We start from the raw sequence: 23,877 nt of genomic DNA, 5'->3' as shown, positions 1-23,877 counted from the left end.
CGTCCGACATCGGATCGGCGGTCGTCGGATGCACACGCACGAGATGCGGTTGCATGCGACGACCCGACTGCTGTCGGACGACAACGGTCCTGTCGATTCGGGCCCCCTGCCGGGAGGCGCGGTGGCGGTGCGTCCCGCTGGCCGCGAGCGGGGCGAGGCCGGTGGGGTACGCGTGTCCTCCTGGTTGCGGACAGCAACTCCGCGTGGTTCCGGCGCGCGCCCAGCGACACCCGTCGCGCTGTTGACCCGGGGACCGTTCCGGGGGACAAGCGCGCATGTGGTGGGGCTGGGAGCGTGGGACGTGGTACTCCACATCAGGCCGCCCTGTCCAGGTTCTATGCACAGGCAGGACGTCAAGTCGGGAACCTTCAACCGGCACTCTAAACAACGTTGTGCACACATGGTGTGCAACCGGAAACGCCTGGTCAGAAGCGGTTTATTTCGCCCCGGTCCCCGCTTCTCCACAGGAGTTTCCACAGTTGTCCCCACCGCTTTCCGGCGTGTTCCCCGTGTCATCCACAAAGTTATCCACAGGACCTCTTGCTGGGGATAACTTCGCTCCCCTAGCCTGCGGGAGCGACTCGGGCAGGGGGCATGGAACGGGTCGTCACGGGACCGGAACGACCGTCGCGCTCGAGCCGCGAGGGTGGTGTCGGGGGGTGGCGGTACCAATGGTGGGACGGGCCTCCCGGATCATGCTCGAACGGCCCGGACGGGCCGACCAGGACAGTGAGGAGTCTGCGTGTCGATCGCGCATCTCGGTGCACCACCGGACATGGCCGAACGGGGCATGGAGCGGACGCCGCCCCACGATCTGCTGGCCGAGCAGTCGACCATCGGCGGCATGCTGCTGTCGAAGGACGCCGTCGCCGACGTGATCGAGACCGCGCGGGGCGTGGACTTCTACATTCCCAAGCACGAGGTCATCTTCGACGCGATCCTGTCGCTGTACTCGCACGGTGAGCCGACCGACGTCATCGCGGTGACCGACGAGCTCACCAAGACGGCCATGCTGTCCCGGGCCGGTGGCGCCGAGTACCTGCACTCCCTGACCTCGCTCGTGCCGACGGCGGCCAACGCGGGCTACTACGCCGCGATCGTCGCCGAGAAGGCCGTGCTCCGTCGCCTGGTCGAGGCCGGCACGCGCATCGTGCAGATGGGCTACGCGTCCGAGGGTGAGGTCACCGACCTCGTCAACAACGCCCAGGCCGAGGTCTACAACGTCGCGGGTGGCGTGCAGACCGAGGACTACGTGCCGCTGACCGAGGCCATCGGCTCCGCCATCGACGAGATCGAGGCCGCCAAGGGCCGCGACGGGCAGATGACCGGCGTGCCGACCGGGTTCGCCGGGCTCGACGCCCTGACGAACGGGTTCCACCCCGGCCAGCTCATCATCGTCGCGGCGCGCCCGGCGCTCGGCAAGTCGACGCTCGCCCTCGACCTCGCTCGCGCCGCCGCCGTCAAGCACAACCAGACCGCGGCGTTCTTCTCGCTCGAGATGGGCCGCTCCGAGATCGCCATGCGCCTGCTGTCCGCCGAGTCGAGCGTGCCGCTGCAGAACATGCGCAAGGGCACCGTCGACGCCCGCGACTGGACGACCATCGCCCAGACCCGCGGTCGGATCAACGACGCCCCGTTCTTCATCGACGACTCCCCCAACATGACGCTCGTCGAGATCCGAGCCAAGTGCCGGCGGCTCAAGCAGCAGCACGACCTCAAGCTCGTCGTCATCGACTACCTGCAGCTCATGACGAGCGGCAAGCGCGTCGAGAGTCGCCAGCAAGAGGTCTCGGAGTTCTCACGTGCGCTCAAGCTCATGGCCAAGGAACTCCAGGTCCCGGTCATCGCGCTCTCGCAGCTCAACCGTGGCCCCGAGCAGCGCGCGGACAAGAAGCCCCAGATCTCCGACCTGCGCGAGTCGGGATCGATCGAGCAGGACGCCGACATGGTCATCCTGCTGCACCGCGAGTCCGCCTACGAGAAGGACAACCCGCGGCAGGGCGAGGCGGACTTCATCGTGGCGAAGCACCGCAACGGGCCGACGGACACCATCACGGTGGCGTTCCACGGGATGTTCTCGCGGTTCGTGGACATGCCGCAGTAGGGGAACGTTGTTGTCGTCCGCAATCAATCTTGTCGCGCTCGCAACCAATCTTGTCGCGCAGGCCGCCAGCGACGAGATTGATTGCGAGCGCGGCCGAGCGCCACTCTTGGTCGACAACTCGACCGCGAGGCTCCCCCGATCAACTACGGCCGCCGGCGAGGGCTCCCCTATGAGCACTTCCTCGTCCATGCCGACTGGATCGCCGTCTGCCGCTCAGCAGGATTCGAACCAGGCCGCAGTAGACGACACGAACTCGGACGACGCTACGCTTACGCTCGTTTCACCGGCAGCGCCCCCGTTTCGTTTGCATCAGCATCCCGCCGCCCCGTCCGTACTCCGGACTACTCCAGCTTCATACTGAAGATCACCGCAGAGCTACAACAAGCGGTCGACTTTTACTTGGAAAACATCCTCTCGATGTGTTTCGCGCAGCCGATTCTGGAGTCTGTGGTGTGGTCACCAGCGCGTCCCCAGCAGCGTGATCCCGCGGCCGGACGGGAACTGCATGACATCGACCTCGAACGCGCCTATCACTTGGCGGCGCACGGGAACACCATCGAGCAGATTGCACAAGCGGTGAAACGCCCTGTTGAGCACACCGCGTTGGCGCTCGAGACGTGGCCGCGTTCAAGCGGACAATCCGCTCCGATGCGAACTGTCATCCCGTCGAACGCCCGCGACCTTGCGACCATCCCTGAATAGCTGAACGGCTGAACCCTCGAGGACGCTCTACCCTTGAGGCATGCCGCGATCCGCACGATCAGTTCCCATGGAACTCGCTCCCGCGCCTTGGCCGGAGCACCGCGCGGAGGACCCGATCGCCGAAGTAGCCCGTCAAATGGCGCTCCGAACCCGAGCCGCACTCGAAGGTCGGAGCATCCGAGCTGTTGCGCAGGCCGCGGGGGTGAGCCACGTCACCCTCATCAATGTCCTGAGTGGACGCGCCTGGCCAGATCTCACGACGATCGCAAAGCTCGAGCTCGCGCTCGAGGTCGACCTCTGGCCCGGCCGTCCCGACTGAGCGTCTCACCCCCGCCGCACGCGAGCACTGGTTAGAGTATTGACCGTGCGGGTGCGGAGGATCTGGTTGTTGAAGCGGTGGAAGCCAGCGCCCATCACGGTCCGCGTTGGCTCCTCCCCGTCGCACGTCAACGTCGTCGTGGAGGCGGGAGCGAAGGTCGTCACCGCGACTGAATCACGCACCTCACATGACCGGCTGCTGCACGTCAGCGTTTCGCGGTGGGCAACGTTGCGATTAGCGATGCGAGCCCTCGACGTGCTTGCCAGCCGGGAGGCAGACACTGAAGCCGCTGAGTCGCCTGTCGCTGCGGCTACGAGTGACCGGGAAGTCGCAGAGGCGCTCGGCGCCCTGTGGCTGCCGCCCAGTCGGCCGGGTCCTCGGCGACGCTGCCGAGACCTGGCGCTCCTCCTACGCTCAGCCTTTCGGCGCTGACGACCGTTCGCTCACCTCTCCTCGCAAACGACTGCGGCCTCGACGACGGGGACGGCCCCGCGGTCGCTTGAGGACCGGTCCTGTCCGATACCGCAGCGACCAGCGACGACTCTTCGCAGTGCGTCGCATCGAGGCATCCAACGACGCTCTGGGACCGAGCACGAGGCTGCTCCGCCCTTCCAGCGAGTGGTCGATGAAAGGCGTACGTCGAGTCGCTACCCAGCCGTGGATGCTCTCGCTTCGGTCGCCCTGGTCGTTACCGTTCCTCGGCGAAGACAGACATCGCGATCTGAATCGCGGACATCGCCCTCGGCCAACCGGCGTAGAAGGCGAGGTGAATGATCGCCTCCTTCAGCTCGGCTTCGGTCAACCCATTCTGCCGCGCAAGACGGAGATGGTTCGGGAGCTGCTCGAAGCTGCTCGAAGTGATGAGGCTCGTCACGACCACAAGGCTTCGGTCACGTTTGGACAGCTCCGGGCGTTCCGTCGGCCGCTCGTCCTCGCCTCGAAGATGGCCGGCACGCCCACCAGCAAGTTAGAAATACATGTATTGTTACCGTGTGCCCCGTCGTCCACTTACGCCTGCAGAGGTTGATTTCGGAGCGCGCGTCGGCGCGGCGCTCCGTGAGCGGCGCAGAAGCTTGGGTATCAGTGGTGGAGACCTCGCCGTCGCAAGCAACGTCAGCCTCGACGCGATCCGAAGCATCGAGTCCGGCAGAGTCGGAAGCCCCGGCCTTTGGGTGGCGTCTCGGCTCGCGACGGCCCTGTCGCTTTCTCTGGACACGTTGAGCCGCGACGCGATGGATGAAGCAGGTAGGGACACCCGATGACTGTTGCGACTGCGGCCAACGTCGCCGCAGACTCGGCGCTGATGTTCGATCGAGGGGAGCTACGCTCCTTCGATCTGCATCAAGGTCGCTGGAGCGGTACTCGGCGATACTGGTCGGGGCGCCCCTGGCAGATGGGAAGCGCGGCGTATTGGGAGCAAATCGCGTCCGAAGCAGAACGACCCGTCTCCTACCGGCTAGGCGATGACCTTCTTGAAGAGCTGGGCGCCTGTCTTCTCGGTGGCTACGGCATCTCATCAGACATGGCAGCGGCAGCGTTCGAGCGAATCCGCGCCAACGGGGTCTTCGAGGGTTCGACCAACTGGAGCGCTGCTGACCTGGAAGCAATGCTCAGTGAGCCGTTCTCCGACTTCGCCCGACCGCGTCGCTACCGATTCCCTCGTCAGCGCGCAGCACGTCTCCACGCGGCGCTGGGCGCAGCCGCATCAGGGTCACCGCCAGATCATCCGGTTGCGCTCCGCGATTGGTTGCTTCGACTGCCCGGAGTTGGACCGAAGACCGCAAGCTGGATCGTGCGCAATCAGACTTCCTCAGACGCCGTTGCGATCATCGACATCCACATCATCCGAGCAGGCAACGCAGCCGGGATTTTCGACGCTCGGTGGCAAGCGAACCGCGACTACGCACTCTTCGAACATGCGTTCCTGAGCTGGGCCGGCCATGCCGGTCTTCCCGCGTCGCTACTAGACGCCTGTGTCTGGGGCGTGCTCGCGCATGCCGGTCCCGCCGCCCGCGACATCCTCGGCACCGACCAGGTTTCGAGGACTCCAGCGCCGGTGTGGCCAATTGACTCATGAGCGACGGGCCTCGTACTGTCAGAATGTCACCACACCCAGCGCCGGAAGGGGCAACGCGATGAGCGGAAGCGACCCATCAGTTCGACGAAGCGCGCAGCCATCGGGAGGGCCCGATGAGTGCGCAATCCGATTCACCACCGTGCTGGGCTCTCCAAATCCGGACGTAGTCGAGGACCTCGATGAAGGGGAAATCCTCGACATCGAGAAGATTGACGACCCGATTCGCGGAGTCATTGCCGTCAGGTACACAGGTGAGACCTGCGGCGCTCTCACCCGGGACATCGCACTGCTGCGCAAATGCATCGATGGTGGGATCGAGTACGAAGCGGAAGTGCAGCGCCTCGTCGGAGGCTCCGTCACTGTCGAGGTGCGCGTCCGGTGATCATCGCGGGTGGCACCTACGACGAGACCGTCGTCACGCCTGACTCTCGGGACCTGATGGGATCCGGCATGCGGGCAGCGGCTGCTCTTCGCTCACGTGACGTCCGACCACAACTTGCAACAGCACTGGATGAGGAAGTTGCGGACGAAGCCGAACTGGTTGCCGGAGCGCTGGGTGTCGAACTTGGAGCTGTCGTTCGACGGAGTGAACGAGTCGGATTCCGCTACGCAACGCCGGTGAGCGCTCCGGCAGTGAACGGTCCGAATGCTTTCGTGCGAGGGCGTGGAGACCTCGAGGACACCACGGTCCTCATGTTCGGGCTGGTCGAAGCGCCAGACGGAGCGTTCAACGTTGCAGCCGAGACGCTTGTTCTCGACCCGCAAAAGCCGCGGGACACCGGTCCGCTGGCAACAGAACACATCCGGAGTCGGGACCTGATCGTGGTCGCAAACGACACCGAGATTCGGAAGCTGGGCGGGAACGTCGATTCTGCTGTGGCTGCAGGTCGACTGCTCGAGCGGAACCCAAAGGTCACGGCCGTCGTGACGAAGCGCGGCGCTGTCGGATCGGTAGTCACTCGTCGTGCCGGCGGCGACATCGTTCAGGATCTCGTCGGCGCTCATCTCACGAGGAGTGTCTGGCCCATTGGAAGCGGCGATACGTTCTCCGCCGGCCTTGCACATGCGTTGGACTTGGGTGCAGACATCGTGCAAGCCGCACGGGTCGGTTCCGCCGCGGCTGCCCATTGGTGCTCAACTCGCGACCCGGCGCTGCCCCGTCAGCTGCTCAATGGGGACCTGTCGGATGCGCCGCCCACAATCGGTGGTCCAGGTGGTCGCGTGTACCTCGCTGGTCCGTTCTTCACCGTCGCGGAGAGGTGGTTGATTGACACGGTCCGCGACCAGCTCATCAGCCTCGGGGTCGACGTTTGGTCACCCGTGCACGAAGTCGGACCTGGAGGAGACGAGGTTGCTCAGGCGGACCTCGACGGACTCGGTATCAGCGACGCAGTGTTGGCCATACTCGATCACTCCGACCCCGGCACCGTGTTTGAAGTGGGGTGGGCGGTGCGGCGTGGGATCCCGGTCATCGGGTTCGGCACTGCCTTCGACCGTGAGGGGGCGAAGATGATGACCGGTACTGCCGTTGAGATGCATCGGGACCTGTCGACCGCCTGCTATCGAGCGGCGTGGGCCAGCATGGGCATGCGGCCACAACGAGGGTGGGTGTCGTGAGAGCCTCGGGCGGCCTCCTTCTGCTGTCCGGAGGTATCGACAGTGCCTGCCTCGCCGCTTCACTGCGACCCGCGCAGACCCTGTTCATCGACTACGGCCAAGCTCCCGCGGAGGCCGAGCGGGCAGCAGCACGAGCGGTCGCACGCGAGCTACGGCTCCCGTTCGAAGCGATCACAATCGATATCCAACTCCTGGGATCCGGCATCCTCGCCGGCGCTGACCCCGTCGCGGGCGCGCCCAGCCCCGAGTGGTGGCCGTTCCGGAATCAGCTACTAGTGACGTTCGCGGCAGCCTGGGCCGTCTCGAAACGACCCTCAGCGCTGCAAGGCCTTGACCACGTCGACGTTCTCACCGGCACAGTCCGCGGCGACGGAGAGCGTCACCTCGATGGCACTCGTGCGTTCTACGAGGCGTTGGACACGCTTCTACGTGCTCAAGAGGGTGGGTTCGGCGCCGCAGCACCGGCCATTGAGATGGAGACGACAACCCTTCTTGCTGACAGTGGTATCGAGGACGCGGTGCTCGGTTGGACCCACTCCTGCCATCGCGCGAACCTGCCCTGCCTCGAATGCCCCGGCTGCTACAAGCGAGAAGCAGTTCTTCAGGAAGCGGGACGGCTCGGCTGATGGCAGCGGTGCGATCCGCGGGCGAGCCGGAGACAGCTGCCCAGGCGTTCTCGGATGCGCTGCGCCGAGCCACTGCGGTGCGTCCCGTCGACGCCGCAGACCTCGCGCCGACTGCAGCGGACGACGCCGGTGAACCACGGGAGCATTGGGTGGATCAGCTGCTGCCGCTCGGGCCCCGTCGTAGACGTCCATCCGTGACAGCTGCGCCGGTGCAGATAGCAGCCCGCACCTCGATGGTCTCCGAAGCCGCGGATGACGTGTCTTGTCTCGCCGTTCTCGCCGATCTGCGAACAGACCGGGCCCGAGGCGTCGACGACGCGGGCCGGCGTTGGACGTCTCGTGTGACGCCCTCGGCGGGCGGCACCCATTCCATTCAGCCGCTGCTAATGCTCGCTGGGTCGGACGGTGCACCTTCCTGGTGGCGAAGCGACGGTCAGAGCGTGCAACAGATCCAGGTTGCGGCAAGCAAGCCACTGATCGACAACGTCGAGGCCGCGCTCCGACAGGACGCCATCGCCGCCTGCGTCTTTGCAGTTGCCGAACCAGACGTCATCGCTGCTCGATACCCGAACGGGGAAAGCTTGCTCTGGCGCGATGCTGGCGCGTTCCTAGCGACGACGCAGTTTCTCGCTCTCGGGTATGGGATGCAGTCGCGCATCCTTGGCATCACGGCCGAGCTCGGCGACGCCGGCCGCCGTATCCCGGCATATGCCGTCGGTGCCGTCGTGCTCGCGAGCGGAGGGAATGGCCATGGTCAAGACTGAAACGGTGAACGTTCGACTCCGTGACGACCGGGACGTTTCGCTGACCCGGGAAGCGCTGAAGCGCGCTTTGGAGCAGATGTCCGACCGCGGCAGGAACTTCACGTTCACGACCAACGATGAGGGTCGTGTCGAGGCGCTGCGCCTTGTAGCGGAAGCGTTAGGGGTCGAAGTGGAGGAACTTCGTCCAACGCAAGCGCTCGCGGCTCTGCAGGAGCTTGATCTCCCGACCGAAGAGGCAGGAAGCGACTCGCACCCGGCGACTAGTGAGGATGAAACTATCGCTGACCTTCGGCAGGTTTTCGGGCGCGAGCTGCACCGACTGCGAGGCCGCTGGGTCGCGATTCAAAGCGGCCGGGTCATCGCCGACGACGTAGACCTCGCTGGAGTTCTCCGCGTAACAGGGTCGGAGGTCGCTACCGTGCTGTACGTGCCAGCCAATGGAGTCACTGACGCGCTACCAGGCGACCAATGAAGTTCCCCTTCGTGCGCCCAGTCTCTGGACCGAACCGGCCGATCGTCCCGTTCTCATTCGCTGACCTCCCCCGAGTCACGCTGCTCGGACTGGTCGACAGCGGGTCGCTAGGGGTTCGGCTGGATGCGCAGTTTGCGGAACCGCTCGGAGTGGATTTGTCTCAACTCGAGCAGCACTCCTTCAGTGCGGGCGGTCAGCACTACGTCGAACGCCTTGCCAATGTCCCACTCCGGATCGGCACCCGCGGCTACAGCTGGGACGCAGAGGTGTCTTTCGTGCACGGCTGGGGGCACAGCTTTCAGTTACTGGGTTTTCGGGGCTTTTTCGATCAGTTCGTCGTCCAGGTCGATGCACGGAAGGAACAAGTGCTACTGAGGCCGCATCGCACGACTTGAGCCCCTCCCGCTCAGCGGCCGCGTTCGTCGCCCCACGCGAGGAGATGCAGACGCGGGGAGGCGTTCACACCGGCGCGGACCGCTGCGTCAGCGATGCGCGGCCAACGCCGCAAGAAGGTCTCGACGTCGGTCGCTTCCGGCATCACCCAGGTGCGATGGGAAGGCACGCTCGCAGTTTTCGCGCGCAGTGCAGCTTCCTCAACATCCTCCGCGCTGTTGCACACGTACTTCAAATGAACCTCCGCACACGACGCGACCCGGCTCCATCCGGCGGGGAAGTTGCTGCCGTTCGCTTCGGCGCGCAATCTCGCGTTCGGCAGTTTCGGCGACACGACGAACACATCGATAAGCGCTGCGGCACGGTCAGGGGGAACGATCGTGCCATTTGTTTCGACATGCACGCTACGACCGCGCGTGCGCAGGCCTTCAAGCAGCTCAATGAATGCTGGCTTCCGCACCTGGAGCAACGGCTCTCCGCCGGTCAAAACCACAATACCTGGTGCCGGGCTCAAGGTCGAGAGAAGCACATCGACGGTCTGCGGGCGAATCTCCTCGCTAAGGTCGAACCGCGAAGCGTCCCAGGAATACGGGGTGTCGCACCAACTACAGGAAAGATTGCATCCGCCAAATCGAATGAAGTCCGCGAGTCGGCCCGCGTACGGACCCTCACCTTGGATAGTGGGTCCGAAGGTTTCTACGACCGGGAGGGCAGCCGCCGTCATCGCCGGACCCACAATGCCGCTTGAGTCCGTGGCGACTCCGACACTGTCACCCCGAAGCCGGTGAAACGGGCCGAATCGGACCGAGCGTTCAACCAATCAGCCACACGCCTTCCAAGCCACGACGCGATGTTTTCCGACGTTGGGTTCGTAGGGAGTACATCATTCAGGTGACGGTGGTCTAGTTCCGACTGAATCAGTTCGCCGACCCACGCCAGGTCGCCAAAATCAAGGACGAAGCCAACTCCGTCTAGGGAACCCTCGATTGTGATCTCGGCGGTGTAGGTATGACCGTGAAGACGAGAACACTTGTGGTCTTGCGGTAGTCGCTCGAGACGGTGCGAAGCGGAGAATGAGTAGGACGTGGAGATCCTGTGCGTCCAGCCGTCGGTCCGAGCCGGTGTTTCCATGGGCAAATCTTGACACAGGGAACGAAGGGTCAGGGAGCCTGTCGCCCGACTCTTGCGTCGGCCGGTCAGCTTTCGAGACCAGCGCGCGTTGAGCGGCACTCCCGACGCTGCCATTGAGTGACTAGCCGACGCCAGCGGGCTAGACAGAGGCGGCCGCTTGTCGAAACGCCGCGTCGATTGCAGCAGCCCCGATCTTCCGTCAGGCAAGCGACTGAGCCGGGCTGAGTGCGAAGCGCAGAGCGCCGAGGTTCAGGCCGAGTGGCCGGCCGGATAGGCCACGAAGCTCTCGGGCTCGGAATCGATCGGGCCCGAGGTGAAGTGGGATGTGCACGGAGCAGCCAACCGACAGGGACTCCGTGCGGCTACTGGCCACCCGATGGGTTGTCCGGTGTCGTGATTACCCCTCGTGTTTGAGCGATCATCAGCAGTAACCTCCTCGAGGGAGGGCGAGATGACAAGTCACAACTTTCAGACCCTGCGGGGTTCGGTCATCGCTGAGTCGCGCGCGAACACCTGGGCAGCAGCGGTCGAGGAGTGGGAAGTGATCGGCCTAGAGGAAGACCCAACCGCGACGGGCATGTGCGTATGCGGCAACACCGGACTGCGCTACCTCTACACAATCCGGAACTCCATGACAGGTCAGGAGCTGTCCCCGATTGGAAGCGTGTGCGTTGAGTACTTCGAGGTCGTTGAGTTGACGGAGAGTGTGTCCGCCCTTCGGAGGCTGTTCGATCTGCGCGCCGCGTTCATCGATCGAAGGACCGTGACACTCACGACCGACTACTTCTCTCGTGCGCTCCTAGCGGACTTGTGGGAGCACGGCGCCTTCCCCGACAACGACTACAACCGCGGCAACGGTGAGCGCGACTACCAATTCCTCCTCGACTGGTTCAACAGTCGCAGCGAACCCAACACGAAAGAGCGTCAAAAGATCTGGGTACTGATCAACAAGACGATCAAGCCCTTCGTACTGGCCGACCAACGCTTGAGCTAGTGCGCACCGGTCGCTCACGCGGCGTTTTCTCACCACTCGACTCTCGGCGGCAGAGGGTACAGCAATCCAACGCCGCACTCAGCCACGCAGTGCGATATCCGACTGTGTGAGCTCGACATCTCCGTAGCCATAAGTGTCGAGAGCCCGACGGGTCACCACTATGGCGCTCGGAGAGGCCCTTGGCCCGACCATCACTGAGGTGATCGGCAGTCGGCCACCCGTCGATGAAAACACGCCCGAACCACTCGGTGCACGCCGGACGGCTCCCGCGGTGAGGGCTGCGTATGCAACGATCTTTCCACCACTCACGCGGAACCGCTCGATCTCGTCGCTCCCGCGCGACCAGAGATACCGCACCTCATTCTCCGCCGCAAAACGCTCGTCCTTCAGCGTGCAGACCAGGGTGTACAGCTGTCGCATCTCTGTGATGAAGGAGAGTCCTCCCTCAGACGCCACTATGAGCGCTATGAGTTCATCGATGAGTTCGTTCTGTTTTTCCCGGCCGTAGTGAACCTCGAACCAACCAGGGATCGCCGGTGCCAGTCGATCCATCGGAGTGCGTCGCTCACTAAGATTACCGGTCGGCTCTGCCACCAGGAGCTGTGACATGTCGAACGACACGCAGTAGGAGTCGCCGGTCGTATAGTTCAGCCACTGATTCGCCAGGTCAGCCGTCTGCGACGCCGAAAACATGTACACCCCGCCATCGCCAAACTGAGCGAGGTACCCATGAAGGGCAGTCTCAACATGGGAGCGATCTGCATCTGAGTGGTGCTCTTTGATTTCGTGCCATCGGTTCCAGACCCGGCGCCTGCCGTAGGCAACTTCAGCGGTGTCGTTGAGCGCAGCAGGTGAGCCCGCCCAGATCTGGTGGGACTGAAGCATGCCAAGAAGGCCAGTTGCGCCGGTGTAGTGGAACGCGGTCGACGCGGGGAAGCTCGGCGTCCACGCATCGAGGAGCAAGCCGGGGGAAGAGCTGACAGACTCCATCGTTAGCCGCTGCAAACTCGTGAGAAGAATGCGTCAGCCGCGACCAGGGTGACGCGTGGCACCGCGCCCTGCACTCGCTTAGCTCGGCCGTCCCGTTGGTTCGCCACAGGGCAAGGCTACGTCCGTTCGCGATCCAGCATGAAGCTGACACCCGAAACGATTCCGCCCTCAAGCAGGTCATACGGATGGTTGAACTGCTTCTCTCTGCGGCCGCCACCGGCAGGGCACCACGTCAGTCGTGGGTCGGCTCTCAGACGTGCATTGACGGCTGTCGATGCGTCAGAGTCCCGTTAGCGCCGCCGCCGACTCGCGTACTGCTATCCAGTTGATGTCAACGCCGTCAGCAGCAGCATGGAACTTTGCTCGCAACGGATGCGTGGAGGTGGCTGGCGTGGCGACATCTCGTAGTCGGGTCCTGGCGGGCCGGGGCCGCATTGGCACCATGGCCGTCGCTACCGCGCTGCCGGTGATCGCGCCCGCAGCAGCGTCTACCGCAAGGAGCTCTGACCCGTCGCCCGCGACGAAGGGGCGGTCGGCGACGGCCGCAGTGGTAACGGCCAGAGTCTCCGACGCCGCCCGGGCGCAGCGCCGAGACCGCCACCTCCAAACGCGCATCCGCATGTTCCATACCTCACCGCTTGACCGCCACGACGAAAAGGACGCTGCAATGAACGCCCCGCTTCCGACCGCCGCCGGGATCGACCCTCCAGACCTGTGCCTGCCTCCAACGCAACCGATCGACATCACCCATCTGCTGACGCCGTGGCAGATCGGAAAGGGACCGAGCGCATGACGAGGACGGTGACCATGACCTGTCAGGAGGTCCGACACCTCAGCCGGCCGCCGTCGACCTGGCGGCATGCCGGCCAGACGCCTCCGCACGAGTACACCGTGCTCGCGGAGCACCTCGTCATCCAGCACCACCCCCAGGAACGCGGGTGCCGCTGCGACCCCACCGACACCTAGACGAGCGCACAGACCATGCAACGCCCCACCCTGCCCTCGCCCGCCGAGACCCCCAGCAGTGGCGCCGCCACGGGCTTACCCCACCGCACGAGCTTGAAGCGATGATCACAACTCGGCTCCAGTCCTTGCCCGCGGAGCCCCGCTACGCCGACTTCTTCGCAGAACGCAGTCGACGTGACGCAGACACGATTGGGTCCACAGTGCTTGGATCACCACCGCCGCAACCCGGCAGGTGCGCCGCTCTCCATCGAAATGTCGGGAGTCACCGATACCGTCCGGCCATGGAACTCGTGCATACCGGGCTCGGTGCCCTCGCCGCCGCGGTGGCCGTCGCGTTCACCGCTCTTGTAGCGACCAAGGCCGCCGCCGCCCTCTGGGTCGCCGTGACGTTCGTTGCACGAGGCGTCTACTGGGTCACGATCGGATGGTGGGTCAACCGCATCAGGGCCGCCCTCATCGGCTACTGACCTGTCTCGATGGGCGATCTTGGGTTCAGCCGGTCGTTGCAACACCACCGTGATCCGGAGTGCGCCCATCGCCCGGTCGAGGTACGCCTCGTACGGTTCGGTCTGGTTTGAGTCGAGCCATGCGAGTCGGGCAGCTTGCATGCACGCGAACGCGGCGCCGACGATCGCCGCCGGACGCGGGTCGTCCGGTGCGTCGGCGAGCCCGAGACGCGCGGCCACGCGCCCAATGAGCAGGGCCTGGAGTCGCTGCATCTTCTCGAGGTAACGGGCGGTGAGCTGCGGGGTGGTCTGCACAATGCGATCCATTGCATCGTTCCGGGCCCGCTGGTGGTCGTCGCGGACGTGGTCGAGGGTGATATCGAACACCCGCCGGAGGGACGTCCACACGGACTCGTCTGTGGGGCGCGCATCGAGGGCGTCCGCCATCCGGTCGCCGAACAGGTCGTACTTGCCGATCACCAGGAAAGACGCTCCAGTTCTCGTTCGACGGGAACCACTACAAGATCGACCTCTCCGACGACAACGCCGACGCGTTCCGCGCAGCGTTCTCCGACTACGTCGCCGCTGCCCGCAAGATCAGTGGCCAGGGACGCCGCGCTGGCGGCAGTGTGACGAAGCGCGGGAACTCGGACGAGCTCGCGGCAATTCGCGAGTGGGCGCACGCCAATGGGCACGAGGTCTCGAGCCGAGGACGCATCAGCCAGGCCGTGCGCGACGCGTACGACGCCGCGCACTGACCCTGTCCAACCGCGGTTACGGCCGGCACCTCCCCTGCGGTGCCGACCGTAACCCTCTCCGACAGTAAGCCGCTCTTTGTCAGCTCGCACCAGCCGCACCGCCCAGTTGCGTCGGATGAGAAACCGGCCCAAGCAGCTCGCCGCAGGCGTTCGTTACGTACTCCGGCACGGCGTCGCGCTCGATCTTGCGGTGAACGGCCAAGCGGGCAACATCGAAGAGCTCGGCAATTCAGATCGGGTGCAGCGGCCAACAGCGCGTAGCCACCAGGTCAGAGTCCAGGTCCGGTATTTCGGGCTTCATATGAGATGGTTGGATCGGTGACTGCAGCTTGCATCACGGGCCAGGCTGGATCTTATCGAAAACCGCCGGGTTCAAAATGATACGCCGAATGCTTCGTTTGTCAGCAAAGGGAACTATCCGATCCGGAGTTGCGTCAATCGCAACTTCGGAATCAACGACACCTTCTGGCTCACTTTTTGTCCGCTTCAAGTCGACGTATGTGCCATAGTCCAAGGCGTAGATATTGTATCGTAGACCAGGATTCTCCTTGTCGCTATAACCGCGGGAGACCAAATGTAGGAGCCTCAGGTCGAAGAGGGATTGGACCATAGGGTCGTCGTTATGCTCCCGTGCCAGCATGAACATCTTCGCCTGTCGAGACCCAATCACCTCATTGATGATTAGGTGCAGCGCCTCAGATTGCTCGTGCGATAGGTTAGTCGACTTGTCTGTTTCGTACCAAGCACGGGCAGCCTCTTCAACGGAGTTAAGATCGATTTTTAACTTGCCTTCCCGCACGGCCCTGAAGTACGCGGCCGTGAAAACCCCAATGAAATCGCGGACAACTCCTTCCCCGGCGCGGACTAGCTCCGTGAACGTTGCCTGTTCGGTGAAAAGGTCTCTTCTGAATGCACCTGCGGACTTGATGCCAGTAGAATCCAGATAACCGTCGGGCAGCTCCGACTCCAGGTGCTTCAGGAGCACTTCTAGGAACAGGTCGACAACGTGAGCCGGATTTCTGTCGTAGACGTAGTAGTCGTCGAGATCCAGATTGGCAGAGACGTCGGGGCCCAGTTCGAAACCGACGACCCCACCTCCCTCAGCAGGGATTGAAAACCGTGACCGATACTCCAGCGCAGCGATTTTCAGTGTGACCCGCTTCACGGGAATGAAGGTGCGACGCAGAAACTCTGCAATGTAGGGTTGGAGGTCTGACGGGATGGCGGTCCACTCATCAATGAGAATGTATAGATTGGTAATGCCTAGAGCTTCAAGGGCTGTGTCGAGCTGGAGTGCGACCTCTGCAAATACGATTGTGTCGCGAAGCGCCTCGGTGTGACTTACCGTTTTTTCGTCTTCGTTGCCGTCAGTCGCATTGACCTCGGCGTTGGGTAGCCCACTCCCGGTGAAACCGATTTTGACGCTTGACCCCCCGATGACCTTTGATCGCTGGCTGATGTCGCGTTCTGCAATCGACACACTCTTGGCTCGAATCACGTCCTCGAACTCGGAAACCTCTTGCAGGCCTGATCCGCTTGCTTTCGGCGCCGTCGCCAGGTCCATCAGTTGACCCTGCAGGAGGGAGAGTAGGTCCTTGAACACGGCTACAGCGCGGTCTGCGAGAGGCCGGTCCAGTTGAATCATGAGGCTGGCGCTACCGAGGACCCGAAGATCGATGTAAAGCGTAGTTCCCGGGGCTGTCTTCTCGATTTGAAGGCCGAGGACCCGGAGCACGTGAGACTTACCAGTTCCTCGTCGACCATAGAGAATCTGGTTGTTCGAATTGGCAAGCTGGGGGAGTATCCCCGTGTCGACAAATGTGCGAGAGAGAATATCGTCGTCAGTCTCTCGATCTGCACGAGGTTGAATTTTGCTAACGGCTGACTTGAATTGCTCGTCGTTGACCAAAGACACAGTTTTCCCCTCATCAAGCTGGATACAGTCTTTCACAACTCGATCGTCTCGGGTGGCGTCTCGGTTCCTTGACGCTGTAGGACGTCCCGCAGCGCGACCCGCTTCACCCGGAGGAGGTCCAGGGGCGACCGCCTCGCAGCCATGTCTCGCAAGGACTCGGTGGCCCTTGCGTCGTGGTGTTCGGTTACGAGACAGGGCTGTAGCAGCTCCCGACCGCGGGGCGAATGTCTCCTTCGGCGGCTACACGATCGCTGCTGTCGGTGTCCGGTAGCCGGTCGGGAAGCGTGCGCGGCGGCCGTCGGCGAGGCGGATCGTGTCGTGCGCCTACACGACCGCGCGAAGCCCAGCGAGCTTCAGGACCGAGAGAGTGATGGTGAGGTCGGTGGTGTCGCCAAGCCCGTACGGCATCGTGATCTGCGGCCTGCCGGCGTACGCGGCGGCCACCCATTCAACCTCGGGCCCATCAGCTGCGCTCTTCCGAGGTGTCGGCCCGGGTGAGGGCGATGAGCCAGCGGGTTTCCTCGAGGAACGGTTCCCACCCGCCGCGGGTATCACCGTGTGCTGGTTCGCAGATGTTGCCGCTGGCGGTGCTGCGGATGATGACCTGCCGCAGCGTGGTGCTGGGTGGGTCGCGGAAGAACACGTGCCCGTGCACGCCGGTGACGTCGAACGCGACGTTCAGGAGGAACAGGTCCGGCCGGTTGGTCATGGCCGCCACCGTCGTCTGCGGAACAGGGCGATGATCGTCGCGAGGGGCCGGCCCTGCAGCAGCCAGGTCAACGGGGTGAGCGGCTCATCCTCGATGGTGAGGAAGCGGCGGGGTGTGTTCATGAACTCGGTCATCGCCGCCGCGTCGAGCAGCGGCTGCGGTGCCGCCGCGTAGAGGACGTCGAGGCCGGGCAGCAGTGACGCCGGGTCGCCGAACTCGGGGAGGGCGGGCTTGACGAGTTGCCAGTCGGGGATGCGTTCCTCGCCGTCGAGGTCGAAGCTGATTAGCCGGTTCGCTTCGAACAGCGCACCGACCTCTTCGATGCTCACCTGGAGGGCGGCGGCGACTTCTGGTTCGGTGAGAGTGGTGTTGAGCAGGTTCCGGCGGATGCGCGCTTGAGCGGTCTGCCACCAGTCCTCGGGAACGTCCGCAGGACCGACGGCACTGTGTTCGGGTTGGCGGGGGATCTGTCGGCCTTCATCGGCGTACGCGGACAGTTGCTCGCGGGTGACTTCCCCGCGTGCGTACATCCACAGCTGCGACTGCCACGGCATGTCGTCCGGGAACCCTTCCAAGTAGCCGGAGCGGATCACCGCCCGGACCGCGTTCTCCCGCTTCGCAACAGGGATGAGGAGGGTCTGCACGATCCGGTTCGCCTCCCGCACCGCCGGCACGCTCAGATCCGACAACACCGTGTTGGTCCTGTCGTAGAGCTCGTACCCGGGCTCGACATCGGTGGGGCGGACGAGGATCTGCGCCAGGTGCGCGTCCGGGTTGTCGGTGTCCTCGAGGAGGACATGCCCCCAGAGGATCCGGTCGTTTGACAGGTGCATGGACACCAAACGCATCATCAGCAACTACCTCCAAGGCATTGGGCCTGAGCAGAGTGGGCTAGGGCTGGGGGAAGTCAGCCGGGGTGCGGCCGATGCGTTCGGGCGTGTAGCGGAGCAGGAACCGCATGATGCGGTCCGCTTCGACCATCGCCGGGACCGACGGGTCCTGCTCAGTGGCGTCGACGTTGGTGAGGCGGAACCACGGCGGTTCGTCGGCGTGGTCGATGAGGATCGTCGGCGGTGGATCGTCGGGGTGATCAGGTTCGGTGAACATGACCGACCCGAAGAACCGGGTGTCGTCGTAAGCCAGGGTCAGTGACAGCAACTGCAGCATCAGCCCACCCCGCCCCTCACCGCTGCCCTTGTTGGGGTGCCAGCGGAGATCATGGGCGAGGTCGGACCGGAAGTGGAGCAGCTGCCGGAGCCCGTTCACTGCGTCCGTGTTCGCTGTAACCCAACTGTCTTCGTAGATGACATGCGCGGTGATGAAGTCGTCCGTGGAGCACCCTTCCGCGCTGGTGAGGGTGGTGGCGTCCTGCGGGATGACGACCTTTACCGTCGCGTGATCCGCCGACGCAGGCTCGTAGCCGAGCGCCTGCACGTCGGGATGCTCGGCGAAGAACGCGGTCAACCGGTCTGGCGGGACGAAGACGCCGGACTGCTGCGCCGCCCACCGGTCGGACATGACCGCACCGAGACTGATGAGCTGGTCGGCTTGCACGTCGATGGTGGCGTCACGCCGCCAGCAGGTTCGGACCCCGCCGTAACCCGGATACGCCGCGAGGGCCCAGTCGACCAGGGCAGGCCGGTCCGTGGCTTCCCACCCGATGGGCGTGTGGAACACGTGCGAACCGAGAGCCGGCATCGCGGCACGCACGTCATCGAAGGGGATGCCGGTGCGGTCCGCGATCGCGTGCGTGCCGCCACCGTGCATGACGATGCTGCGAGCAATCGCGAACACGGTCCGCCACCCTGAGGTCGCCTCCCGCTGCATCGACGTGCCATGCACCTGCCGACCGTCCGCCCACACCCGCCCCCGTTTGCCGTTCACCACCACCAAGTCCGGGTATCGGCGCACCAGGGACAGCACCCCACCCTCGGACCCGCCAGGAAGCAGGATCACATCGTCCGAGCGGCCCCCAGCCGCGTCGCCGTCAATGACGGTCGTGGTCGGGTCCGGGGTGGCGAGGAACGCGGTGCGGCCGTCGTCGAACTGGAGCCGGTCGAACGCCTCCACCCGTGCCGGCATCCCGGCAGCAGCGAGGGCGGTGAGGGTCTGGGTGATGTCGATCGTGTAGCCGAGCCCGAACGGCAACGACAAGACTGACTGCACGTGGCGAATGTCCTGCACCCACTGCCGGTCAGACATCAGCCGGCCCCACCGCTTCCGGACCACGACCCGCGGCGCGCAGCTCGGAAAGCACCGCGAGCACCTGAGTCGCTGCTTCCAGCAGCGGGTCAGCAGGGTCCGTCCGCGGCGCCCCGTTGAGGAGCGTGAACACCCACCCGTCCTCGCTAGTGCGGACGTTGACCGTCCGTTGCAGGATCTTCGGCCCGGTGGAGTTCGTGACATAGGTAGTCCGCAGTGTGTCGCAGTGATGGCACGTCATACGAACGCGGTGCAGCGGACAATGCGGTCACAACTTCGTCTCGACGTGCCTGCCTCATCGGCGGCATCCGCCTCGTCCGCTGAGCCCCAAGAGAGGGTATTGGCGGGGATCCCATGCGAGGGCATGCTGTGCAGGGTGCGTCAGCGGAACATCATCACCATTGCAGTCATCTCGGCTTGCGTTGCCGCGATGTCGGCAAGTGCGGGGTACCACGCGCACGCGGCGGCCGTCCGAGCGGGCCAGCTGCACGCAGCGGACGCCTCGCCCGAGACGATGACCAGGGCCTACCTCCGAGGATTCGGGTGGCCGTCAGGCGCAAGCCATAGCCTCCACGCAGGGACCGAGAGGAGCCGCCATGACCACCATCCAGCGAACGATGCTCGCGCTGTCGATCAGCGGCGTCGCAGCGATCGCCGGCATCGCGGGCAGTGCGATGACGACCGCGCCCGCTGCTTCGGCTGCGGAACAGGCGGAGCACTCCCCGTCCGCGGTCACTCAGGGCATCCAGCAGCTGCGCGAGCTCGGCGTGAGAAACATCAGCGTGGTCGATGCCTCGACCGGTCAGGTTGTTTCCCGAGAAACCTCGTCTGGATTCGTCTACCCCGGCCCGTAATCGTCTCGGCAGCCCGTACGCGAACGTGAGTTTCTACCCGACCGGGTTCGTTGCCGCCTGGCTCCCGGCGTCCGTTAACCGATCCCCTGCCGGAATCTCCGGCGAGGACAAGGAGTGTGCGGACACATCGGCTCCGGGTTGGCTGGATACTCGGACCGGTGACCGTTGCGTTGTTCGTCGTGACCGTCCTCGCAGCTGTCACGGTCTTCACGTCTTGGCCTCCGCTGCTCGCCGCCGTGGCTGCATGAGTGCTCTTTGCGTTGGGGCCGCGCGCTGCCCGACAGCAGCCACGTACGGCTGCGGATCGAGTCCGCGGATCGCGACCGGTGGACGCTCAGCGGACGCGGTGCATGATGCGATTCGACCCGTCCGCGGCGTAGGTCAGCAGTTCGAGCGTCAGCGGGGAATGCGGGTTCATGTGTCGCTCGCCTGCGGAGGCCGCCACGCCGGCGCGGTGTCGATCGCGTCGGCGATGCTCCGCGCGATGACGCCGAGCTGGTGCGCCTGCTCGGGGCTGATCGTGTCGAGAACCAACCGTCGGACCAGGGCCTGGTGTGCGGGGGTCGATTCCGCGACCTTCTCGCGTCCGTCGCCGGTCAACACCGCGAGCGTGAACCGACCGTCCGTCGGGTCGACGACACGGCGAACCCATCCCTTCCGCTCGAGTCGAGTGACCGCTCGGGACAGCCGTGAGAGTGTCGAACTCGCGTACCCGGCGAGCGTGCTCATCCGCAGCGTCTGGTCTGGAGCGGTGTCGAGTGCGGTGAGCACTCCGTGCTCGAAGTGGGTGAGCCCGCTGTCCCGCTGCAGCTGCGCGTCGAGGGCAGCCGGCAGCCGTTCGAGCAGCGTCGCCACGGCCGCCCAGACCTCGAGTTGCTCGCCGGTGATCCTCGGCCGCGCCATGCCGCCAGCGTAGCGTGCATTGACTTGCTCAGGCAAGTGATCCGTCCTACGGTGCTTGCCTGAGCAAGTCAATGCGTCGTGCGGCGCGAGAGGATCGAGGAGGAATCGTGGACCTGCAACTCCAGGACAAGACGGCGTTCATCAGTGGATCGACGCAGGGCATCGGGTACGCGATCGCCTCCGCACTCGCCGCCGAAGGCGCACGGGTGATCCTGAACGGCCGAGACCGTGCCCACGTCGCCGACGCCGTCGAACGCCTGAGGCGAGAGCGCCCCAGCTCCGACCTCTCCGGGATCGCCGCCGACTTCGCCGATCCCGGCGACATCGCTCGACTACTCGAGGCGCTCGACCGCGTGGACGTCCTGGTCAACAACGTCGGGCTGTTCGGCCTCGCCGACTTCGAGTCCGTCACCGACGAGGACTGGGATCGGTACTTCGCTGTCAACGTGATGAGCGGTGTCCGACTGTCGCGACACCTCCTGGGCGGGATGCTGGAACGGGGCTGGGGCCGCATCGTCTTCATCGGCAGCGAGTCCGGCGTCAACGTGCCGGCGGACATGGTGCACTACGGCGTGACGAAAGCGGCGATGATCGCCCTCGGCAACGGCCTCGCCAAGCGGACGCGCGGCACCGCCGTCACGGTCAACACCGTGCTCGGCGGGCCCACGTACTCGGACGGCGTCGCGTCCACGGTCGACGCGATCGCGGCGGCCCGGTCACTCCCCGTCGAGACGGTGCAACGGGCGATCATCGGCGAGAACCGGACCACCCTCCTCGAACGGTTCATCGCGCCGGCCGAGATCGCGGCGCTCGTGACGTACCTCGCGAGCCCCATGGCGTCCGCGACGAACGGCGCCGCCGTCCGGGCCGACGGTGGCGTGCTCACGAGCCTTCTCTAGCCACCCGACCCCAAGAGCATCGACGAAGGGTCGCTCGCCAGAACTGGTCTCCCCTCTGGCGATACCGCCGTGCCCCACGAGTGGCTCGATGCCGCGACCCCGGCTTCGCGCCGCATGCGGCGCCGTCGCTCACGGCCAGCCGGCTGGCTCGTAGGGGATCCGACGTCGAGCGCCCGAGGTCACCGACCTCAGTGGCGGAGCTGTTCACTCGGTTCGGGCGGCCGCACGTCGGTCGGGGGCGAGTCGACGCGGTCGACGTCGATGGAGTGTCAGCGTCTCGCACTTGATGCCGCATAGCGGCCTCTGAATGGGGGTAGCGTGCGGGCGTGTGCAACGCGTCCCAGTGTCCCTGCCGCCTCGAGAACAGGTACGTCGCTGTACTCAGGAGGTCGGGGCGGCGCGGTCAGGCATTGACTGACAGCCTTGTTGGCGGGGGTGGCGAGGTCAAGGAACTGTGCGAGTGTCCGGGACGCGCCGTTTCGGGCCGAGGGGCGGTCTCCGTGCTCCGCTGAGGTGCCGCAGGACGCGAGTGAGGGCGGCAGTGTCTTCTTCGTCGAGCCGGTCGAGGAGGTGCTCTTGGACTGCAGTGTCGAGATGGGGGCGGGCCTCCTCGTAGTGTCTGCGCCCTGTCGGGGTGAGCTCGATGTCGACGCCATTGGTGAGCTTCCGGCGTGCCACAGTCCCCCTGGTTTCCATGCGGGAGACCAAGTGGGACAGCCGGGTCCGGTCCCACGCGAGCGCCTGCCCCAAGGCGTTCTGCCGCAGGCTGCCGCCCGCGTCGTGGAGGTGGATCAGCACCGAGAACTCAGGCTCGGTGAGCTCGGAGTGAGCGATGACGTCCGCAACGATCGCGGATCGGACCGCCTCGTGGCTCCGCTTCCACAGCTGCCACAGCTCACTCGGATTGTCTGTTGACACTTCAACATCTCCTTGAATACTGTTGACACAGCAACAGTACCGAAAGGGGCAGGAACGTTGGTGATCCTCGTGACCGGTGCCAGCGGAAACGTCGGAGGTGCGGTGCTCACGACCCTGATCGCCGCAGGTGCGGCGGTGCGGGCGTCAAGCCGCTCCCCGCGTCCCGGCCAGTTCTCGGACGAGGGAGAGGTTGTCTCCCTCGATCTCGATGCGCCGGAGACCTTCCCGCATGCCCTCGACGGCGTCGACAAGGTCTTTCTCTACGCCCGCCCGGAGACCGCGGCCGACTTCGCTGCCGCCGCTCGGGACGCCGGGGTGGAGCACGTGGTGGTGCTCTCCTCTGCCTCGGTGATCTCCGCGAGCACGGGATCCGACCCCATCGCCGAGCAGCACCGCGTAGTCGAGAAAGCCGTGCAGGAGTCGGGCTTGGACTGGACGTTCGTACGACCCGGCTACTACGCGTCGAACATGCTGCGCTGGCAGAGCATCCGCACGCGCAGAGAGCTGCGCACGGCGTTCCCCAACGCGGTGTCCTCTCCCGTGCACGAACGAGACATCGCCGAGGTCGCGGCCGCGTCCCTGCTCGACGACACCCAGCGCGGCAAGGCCCACGCCGTCCTCGGCCCGGGCCCGTCGACCGTGCGTCAGCAGGTCGCGGCGATCGCGCACGCGCTCGACGAGGCGGTCGACCTCGTCGAGATCGACACCGACACCTACCGCACCGAGCTCCTGACACAGCTGCCGCCGTTCGTCGTCGACCGCGTGATCGAAGCACAGGGCAACATGCCCATGCTCCCCGCCGGGCTCGCAGCGGACGCAGTCGAGAGCCTGCTCGGCAGGCCACCGCTGACCGTCGAGACCTGGGCACAGGACCACGTACAAGACTTCCGCTGACGAGGGGCGCGCGCTGCCCGGACGACCCGGGCGACCGGCCGAGGCGAGGCACCGATGCAGAGCATGGGACGAGCTCGGGAGTCAAGCTGACCCGTCTCAGTGGTCGATCTTGGAGCGAGACGGTCGAGGTCGCTTCTCACCGACTGAGAACCGAGGGTGCTTTCGTCGACGCGTTGGCTGGTCGTCGACGCGCTTTCAGCAGCGCGGCGGTTCCACCGGCCATG

29 protein-coding genes and 1 pseudogene are annotated in these 23,877 nt (G+C 65.0%); 18 read left to right on the top strand and 12 right to left on the bottom strand.

Annotated features, from left to right (window positions below):
* Positions 1-742: 742 nt before the first annotated feature.
* The 3 genes from dnaB (at position 743) to DEI93_RS16045 (ending at position 3,125) form a co-directional block, all read left to right on the top strand.
* The gene (gene dnaB, locus DEI93_RS16055) at positions 743-2,104 is read left to right on the top strand and encodes a replicative DNA helicase (protein WP_375334608.1); all 1,362 of its coding nucleotides are present in this window, start codon (positions 743-745) and stop codon (positions 2,102-2,104) included.
* A 399-nt stretch (positions 2,105-2,503) separates the two neighbouring features.
* Positions 2,504-2,806 (top strand): hypothetical protein, encoded by a 303-nt coding sequence (locus DEI93_RS16050; protein WP_146244383.1) that lies wholly within the window; start codon positions 2,504-2,506, stop codon positions 2,804-2,806.
* Between the two features lie 40 nt (positions 2,807-2,846).
* On the top strand, positions 2,847-3,125 hold the full coding sequence (locus DEI93_RS16045; protein WP_349815069.1) for a helix-turn-helix domain-containing protein: 279 nt from the start codon (positions 2,847-2,849) through the stop codon (positions 3,123-3,125).
* A gap of 688 nt (positions 3,126-3,813) precedes the next feature.
* Here DEI93_RS16045 and DEI93_RS16040 read toward each other — a convergent pair.
* Positions 3,814-4,029 (bottom strand): carboxymuconolactone decarboxylase family protein, encoded by a 216-nt coding sequence (locus tag DEI93_RS16040; protein ID WP_111119612.1) that lies wholly within the window; start codon positions 4,027-4,029, stop codon positions 3,814-3,816.
* A 73-nt stretch (positions 4,030-4,102) separates the two neighbouring features.
* Here DEI93_RS16040 and DEI93_RS16510 point away from each other — a divergent pair, with 73 nt between their 5' ends.
* From DEI93_RS16510 to DEI93_RS16005, 8 genes are all read left to right on the top strand, one after another.
* Complete coding sequence (locus DEI93_RS16510) at positions 4,103-4,387, top strand: helix-turn-helix domain-containing protein (protein WP_111119613.1); 285 nt, start codon at positions 4,103-4,105, stop codon at positions 4,385-4,387.
* Entirely contained in the window at positions 4,384-5,202 is an 819-nt protein-coding gene (locus tag DEI93_RS16035) for an 8-oxoguanine DNA glycosylase (protein WP_146244384.1), read from the top strand. Before DEI93_RS16510 ends, DEI93_RS16035 begins: the two co-directional genes overlap by 4 nt.
* Positions 5,203-5,260: 58 nt before the next feature.
* On the top strand, positions 5,261-5,584 hold the full coding sequence (locus DEI93_RS16030; RefSeq protein ID WP_146244385.1) for a hypothetical protein: 324 nt from the start codon (positions 5,261-5,263) through the stop codon (positions 5,582-5,584).
* Positions 5,581-6,819 (top strand): PfkB family carbohydrate kinase, encoded by a 1,239-nt coding sequence (locus DEI93_RS16025; protein ID WP_181436021.1) that lies wholly within the window; start codon positions 5,581-5,583, stop codon positions 6,817-6,819. Before DEI93_RS16030 ends, DEI93_RS16025 begins: the two co-directional genes overlap by 4 nt.
* Positions 6,816-7,445 (top strand): 7-cyano-7-deazaguanine synthase, encoded by a 630-nt coding sequence (locus tag DEI93_RS16020; RefSeq protein WP_111119615.1) that lies wholly within the window; start codon positions 6,816-6,818, stop codon positions 7,443-7,445. Before DEI93_RS16025 ends, DEI93_RS16020 begins: the two co-directional genes overlap by 4 nt.
* Positions 7,446-7,885: 440 nt before the next feature.
* Complete coding sequence (locus DEI93_RS16015) at positions 7,886-8,209, top strand: hypothetical protein (RefSeq protein ID WP_111119616.1); 324 nt, start codon at positions 7,886-7,888, stop codon at positions 8,207-8,209.
* On the top strand, positions 8,196-8,681 hold the full coding sequence (locus DEI93_RS16010) for a hypothetical protein (protein ID WP_146244386.1): 486 nt from the start codon (positions 8,196-8,198) through the stop codon (positions 8,679-8,681). Before DEI93_RS16015 ends, DEI93_RS16010 begins: the two co-directional genes overlap by 14 nt.
* Positions 8,678-9,076, top strand: a complete 399-nt coding sequence (locus DEI93_RS16005) for a hypothetical protein (protein WP_111119618.1) — start codon at positions 8,678-8,680, stop codon at positions 9,074-9,076. The genes DEI93_RS16010 and DEI93_RS16005 overlap by 4 nt, the downstream gene beginning before the upstream one ends.
* Before the next feature lie 11 nt (positions 9,077-9,087).
* On the opposite strand, the gene DEI93_RS16000 is transcribed toward DEI93_RS16005, so the two are convergent.
* Entirely contained in the window at positions 9,088-9,798 is a 711-nt protein-coding gene (locus DEI93_RS16000; protein ID WP_111119652.1) for a 7-carboxy-7-deazaguanine synthase QueE, read from the bottom strand.
* The gene (locus DEI93_RS16505) at positions 9,795-10,205 is read right to left on the bottom strand and encodes a 6-pyruvoyl trahydropterin synthase family protein (RefSeq protein WP_111119619.1); all 411 of its coding nucleotides are present in this window, start codon (positions 10,203-10,205) and stop codon (positions 9,795-9,797) included. Before DEI93_RS16505 ends, DEI93_RS16000 begins: the two co-directional genes overlap by 4 nt.
* 451 nt (positions 10,206-10,656) lie before the next feature.
* Here DEI93_RS16505 and DEI93_RS15995 point away from each other — a divergent pair, with 451 nt between their 5' ends.
* On the top strand, positions 10,657-11,199 hold the full coding sequence (locus DEI93_RS15995; RefSeq protein WP_111119620.1) for a hypothetical protein: 543 nt from the start codon (positions 10,657-10,659) through the stop codon (positions 11,197-11,199).
* 78 nt (positions 11,200-11,277) lie between these two features.
* On the opposite strand, the gene DEI93_RS15990 is transcribed toward DEI93_RS15995, so the two are convergent.
* Positions 11,278-12,189: a hypothetical protein gene (locus DEI93_RS15990; protein WP_111119621.1), complete on the bottom strand. Its 912-nt coding sequence runs from the start codon at positions 12,187-12,189 to the stop codon at positions 11,278-11,280.
* A gap of 807 nt (positions 12,190-12,996) precedes the next feature.
* Between DEI93_RS15990 and DEI93_RS15985 the strand changes: the two genes are divergently transcribed.
* Complete coding sequence (locus DEI93_RS15985; protein ID WP_181436022.1) at positions 12,997-13,155, top strand: hypothetical protein; 159 nt, start codon at positions 12,997-12,999, stop codon at positions 13,153-13,155.
* Positions 13,156-13,364: 209 nt separating this feature from the next.
* Here DEI93_RS15985 and DEI93_RS15980 read toward each other — a convergent pair whose 3' ends face one another.
* Entirely contained in the window at positions 13,365-14,081 is a 717-nt protein-coding gene (locus tag DEI93_RS15980; protein WP_111119622.1) for an acyl-CoA-like ligand-binding transcription factor, read from the bottom strand.
* Here DEI93_RS15980 and DEI93_RS16550 point away from each other — a divergent pair.
* Together DEI93_RS16550 and DEI93_RS16545 are read left to right on the top strand one after the other, a co-directional pair.
* Positions 14,018-14,188 (top strand): annotated as a pseudogene (locus tag DEI93_RS16550) (Lsr2 dimerization domain-containing protein); the annotation flags it as partial. The gene DEI93_RS15980 and the pseudogene DEI93_RS16550 sit on opposite strands and share 64 nt — an antisense overlap.
* A gap of 42 nt (positions 14,189-14,230) precedes the next feature.
* On the top strand, positions 14,231-14,359 hold the full coding sequence (locus DEI93_RS16545) for an Lsr2 family DNA-binding protein (protein ID WP_502868532.1): 129 nt from the start codon (positions 14,231-14,233) through the stop codon (positions 14,357-14,359).
* Positions 14,360-14,693: 334 nt separating this feature from the next.
* Here the strand turns inward: DEI93_RS16545 and DEI93_RS15970 are convergent, their stop codons facing one another.
* The 5 genes from DEI93_RS15970 to DEI93_RS15950 form a co-directional block, all read right to left on the bottom strand.
* A complete protein-coding gene (locus DEI93_RS15970; protein ID WP_146244387.1) occupies positions 14,694-16,310 on the bottom strand; it encodes an ORC-CDC6 family AAA ATPase in 1,617 nt (538 codons plus the stop codon).
* A 427-nt stretch (positions 16,311-16,737) separates the two neighbouring features.
* Positions 16,738-16,983 (bottom strand): hypothetical protein, encoded by a 246-nt coding sequence (locus tag DEI93_RS15965; protein WP_146244388.1) that lies wholly within the window; start codon positions 16,981-16,983, stop codon positions 16,738-16,740.
* Positions 16,980-17,834 (bottom strand): hypothetical protein, encoded by an 855-nt coding sequence (locus DEI93_RS15960; protein WP_146244389.1) that lies wholly within the window; start codon positions 17,832-17,834, stop codon positions 16,980-16,982. Before DEI93_RS15960 ends, DEI93_RS15965 begins: the two co-directional genes overlap by 4 nt.
* Before the next feature lie 40 nt (positions 17,835-17,874).
* On the bottom strand, positions 17,875-19,149 hold the full coding sequence (locus tag DEI93_RS15955) for a hypothetical protein (protein ID WP_146244390.1): 1,275 nt from the start codon (positions 19,147-19,149) through the stop codon (positions 17,875-17,877).
* 28 nt (positions 19,150-19,177) lie between these two features.
* Positions 19,178-19,318, bottom strand: coding sequence for a hypothetical protein (locus tag DEI93_RS15950; protein WP_181436023.1), 141 nt, complete (start codon positions 19,316-19,318; stop codon positions 19,178-19,180).
* A 463-nt stretch (positions 19,319-19,781) separates the two neighbouring features.
* On the opposite strand from DEI93_RS15950, the gene DEI93_RS15945 reads away from it, so the two are divergent.
* Positions 19,782-20,039 carry a hypothetical protein gene (locus DEI93_RS15945; RefSeq protein WP_111119629.1) on the top strand — a complete coding sequence of 86 codons (258 nt, stop codon included), beginning with the start codon at positions 19,782-19,784 and terminating at the stop codon, positions 20,037-20,039.
* Between the two features lie 414 nt (positions 20,040-20,453).
* Here DEI93_RS15945 and DEI93_RS15940 read toward each other — a convergent pair whose 3' ends face one another.
* Positions 20,454-20,942: a MarR family winged helix-turn-helix transcriptional regulator gene (locus tag DEI93_RS15940; protein ID WP_111027276.1), complete on the bottom strand. Its 489-nt coding sequence runs from the start codon at positions 20,940-20,942 to the stop codon at positions 20,454-20,456.
* A 107-nt stretch (positions 20,943-21,049) separates the two neighbouring features.
* Between DEI93_RS15940 and DEI93_RS15935 the strand changes: the two genes are divergently transcribed.
* Entirely contained in the window at positions 21,050-21,841 is a 792-nt protein-coding gene (locus DEI93_RS15935) for an SDR family NAD(P)-dependent oxidoreductase (protein ID WP_111011910.1), read from the top strand.
* 444 nt (positions 21,842-22,285) lie between these two features.
* Here the strand turns inward: DEI93_RS15935 and DEI93_RS15930 are convergent, their stop codons facing one another.
* Positions 22,286-22,759 (bottom strand): MarR family winged helix-turn-helix transcriptional regulator, encoded by a 474-nt coding sequence (locus DEI93_RS15930; protein ID WP_220037872.1) that lies wholly within the window; start codon positions 22,757-22,759, stop codon positions 22,286-22,288.
* Between the two features lie 60 nt (positions 22,760-22,819).
* Between DEI93_RS15930 and DEI93_RS15925 the strand changes: the two genes are divergently transcribed.
* A complete protein-coding gene (locus DEI93_RS15925; protein WP_284158485.1) occupies positions 22,820-23,653 on the top strand; it encodes an SDR family oxidoreductase in 834 nt (277 codons plus the stop codon).
* Positions 23,654-23,877 lie beyond the last annotated feature (224 nt).

This window comes from Curtobacterium sp. MCBD17_035, from assembly GCF_003234815.2.
Classification (GTDB): Bacteria; Actinomycetota; Actinomycetes; order Actinomycetales; family Microbacteriaceae; genus Curtobacterium.
This window is presented reverse-complemented; position numbering and strand designations above follow the sequence as displayed.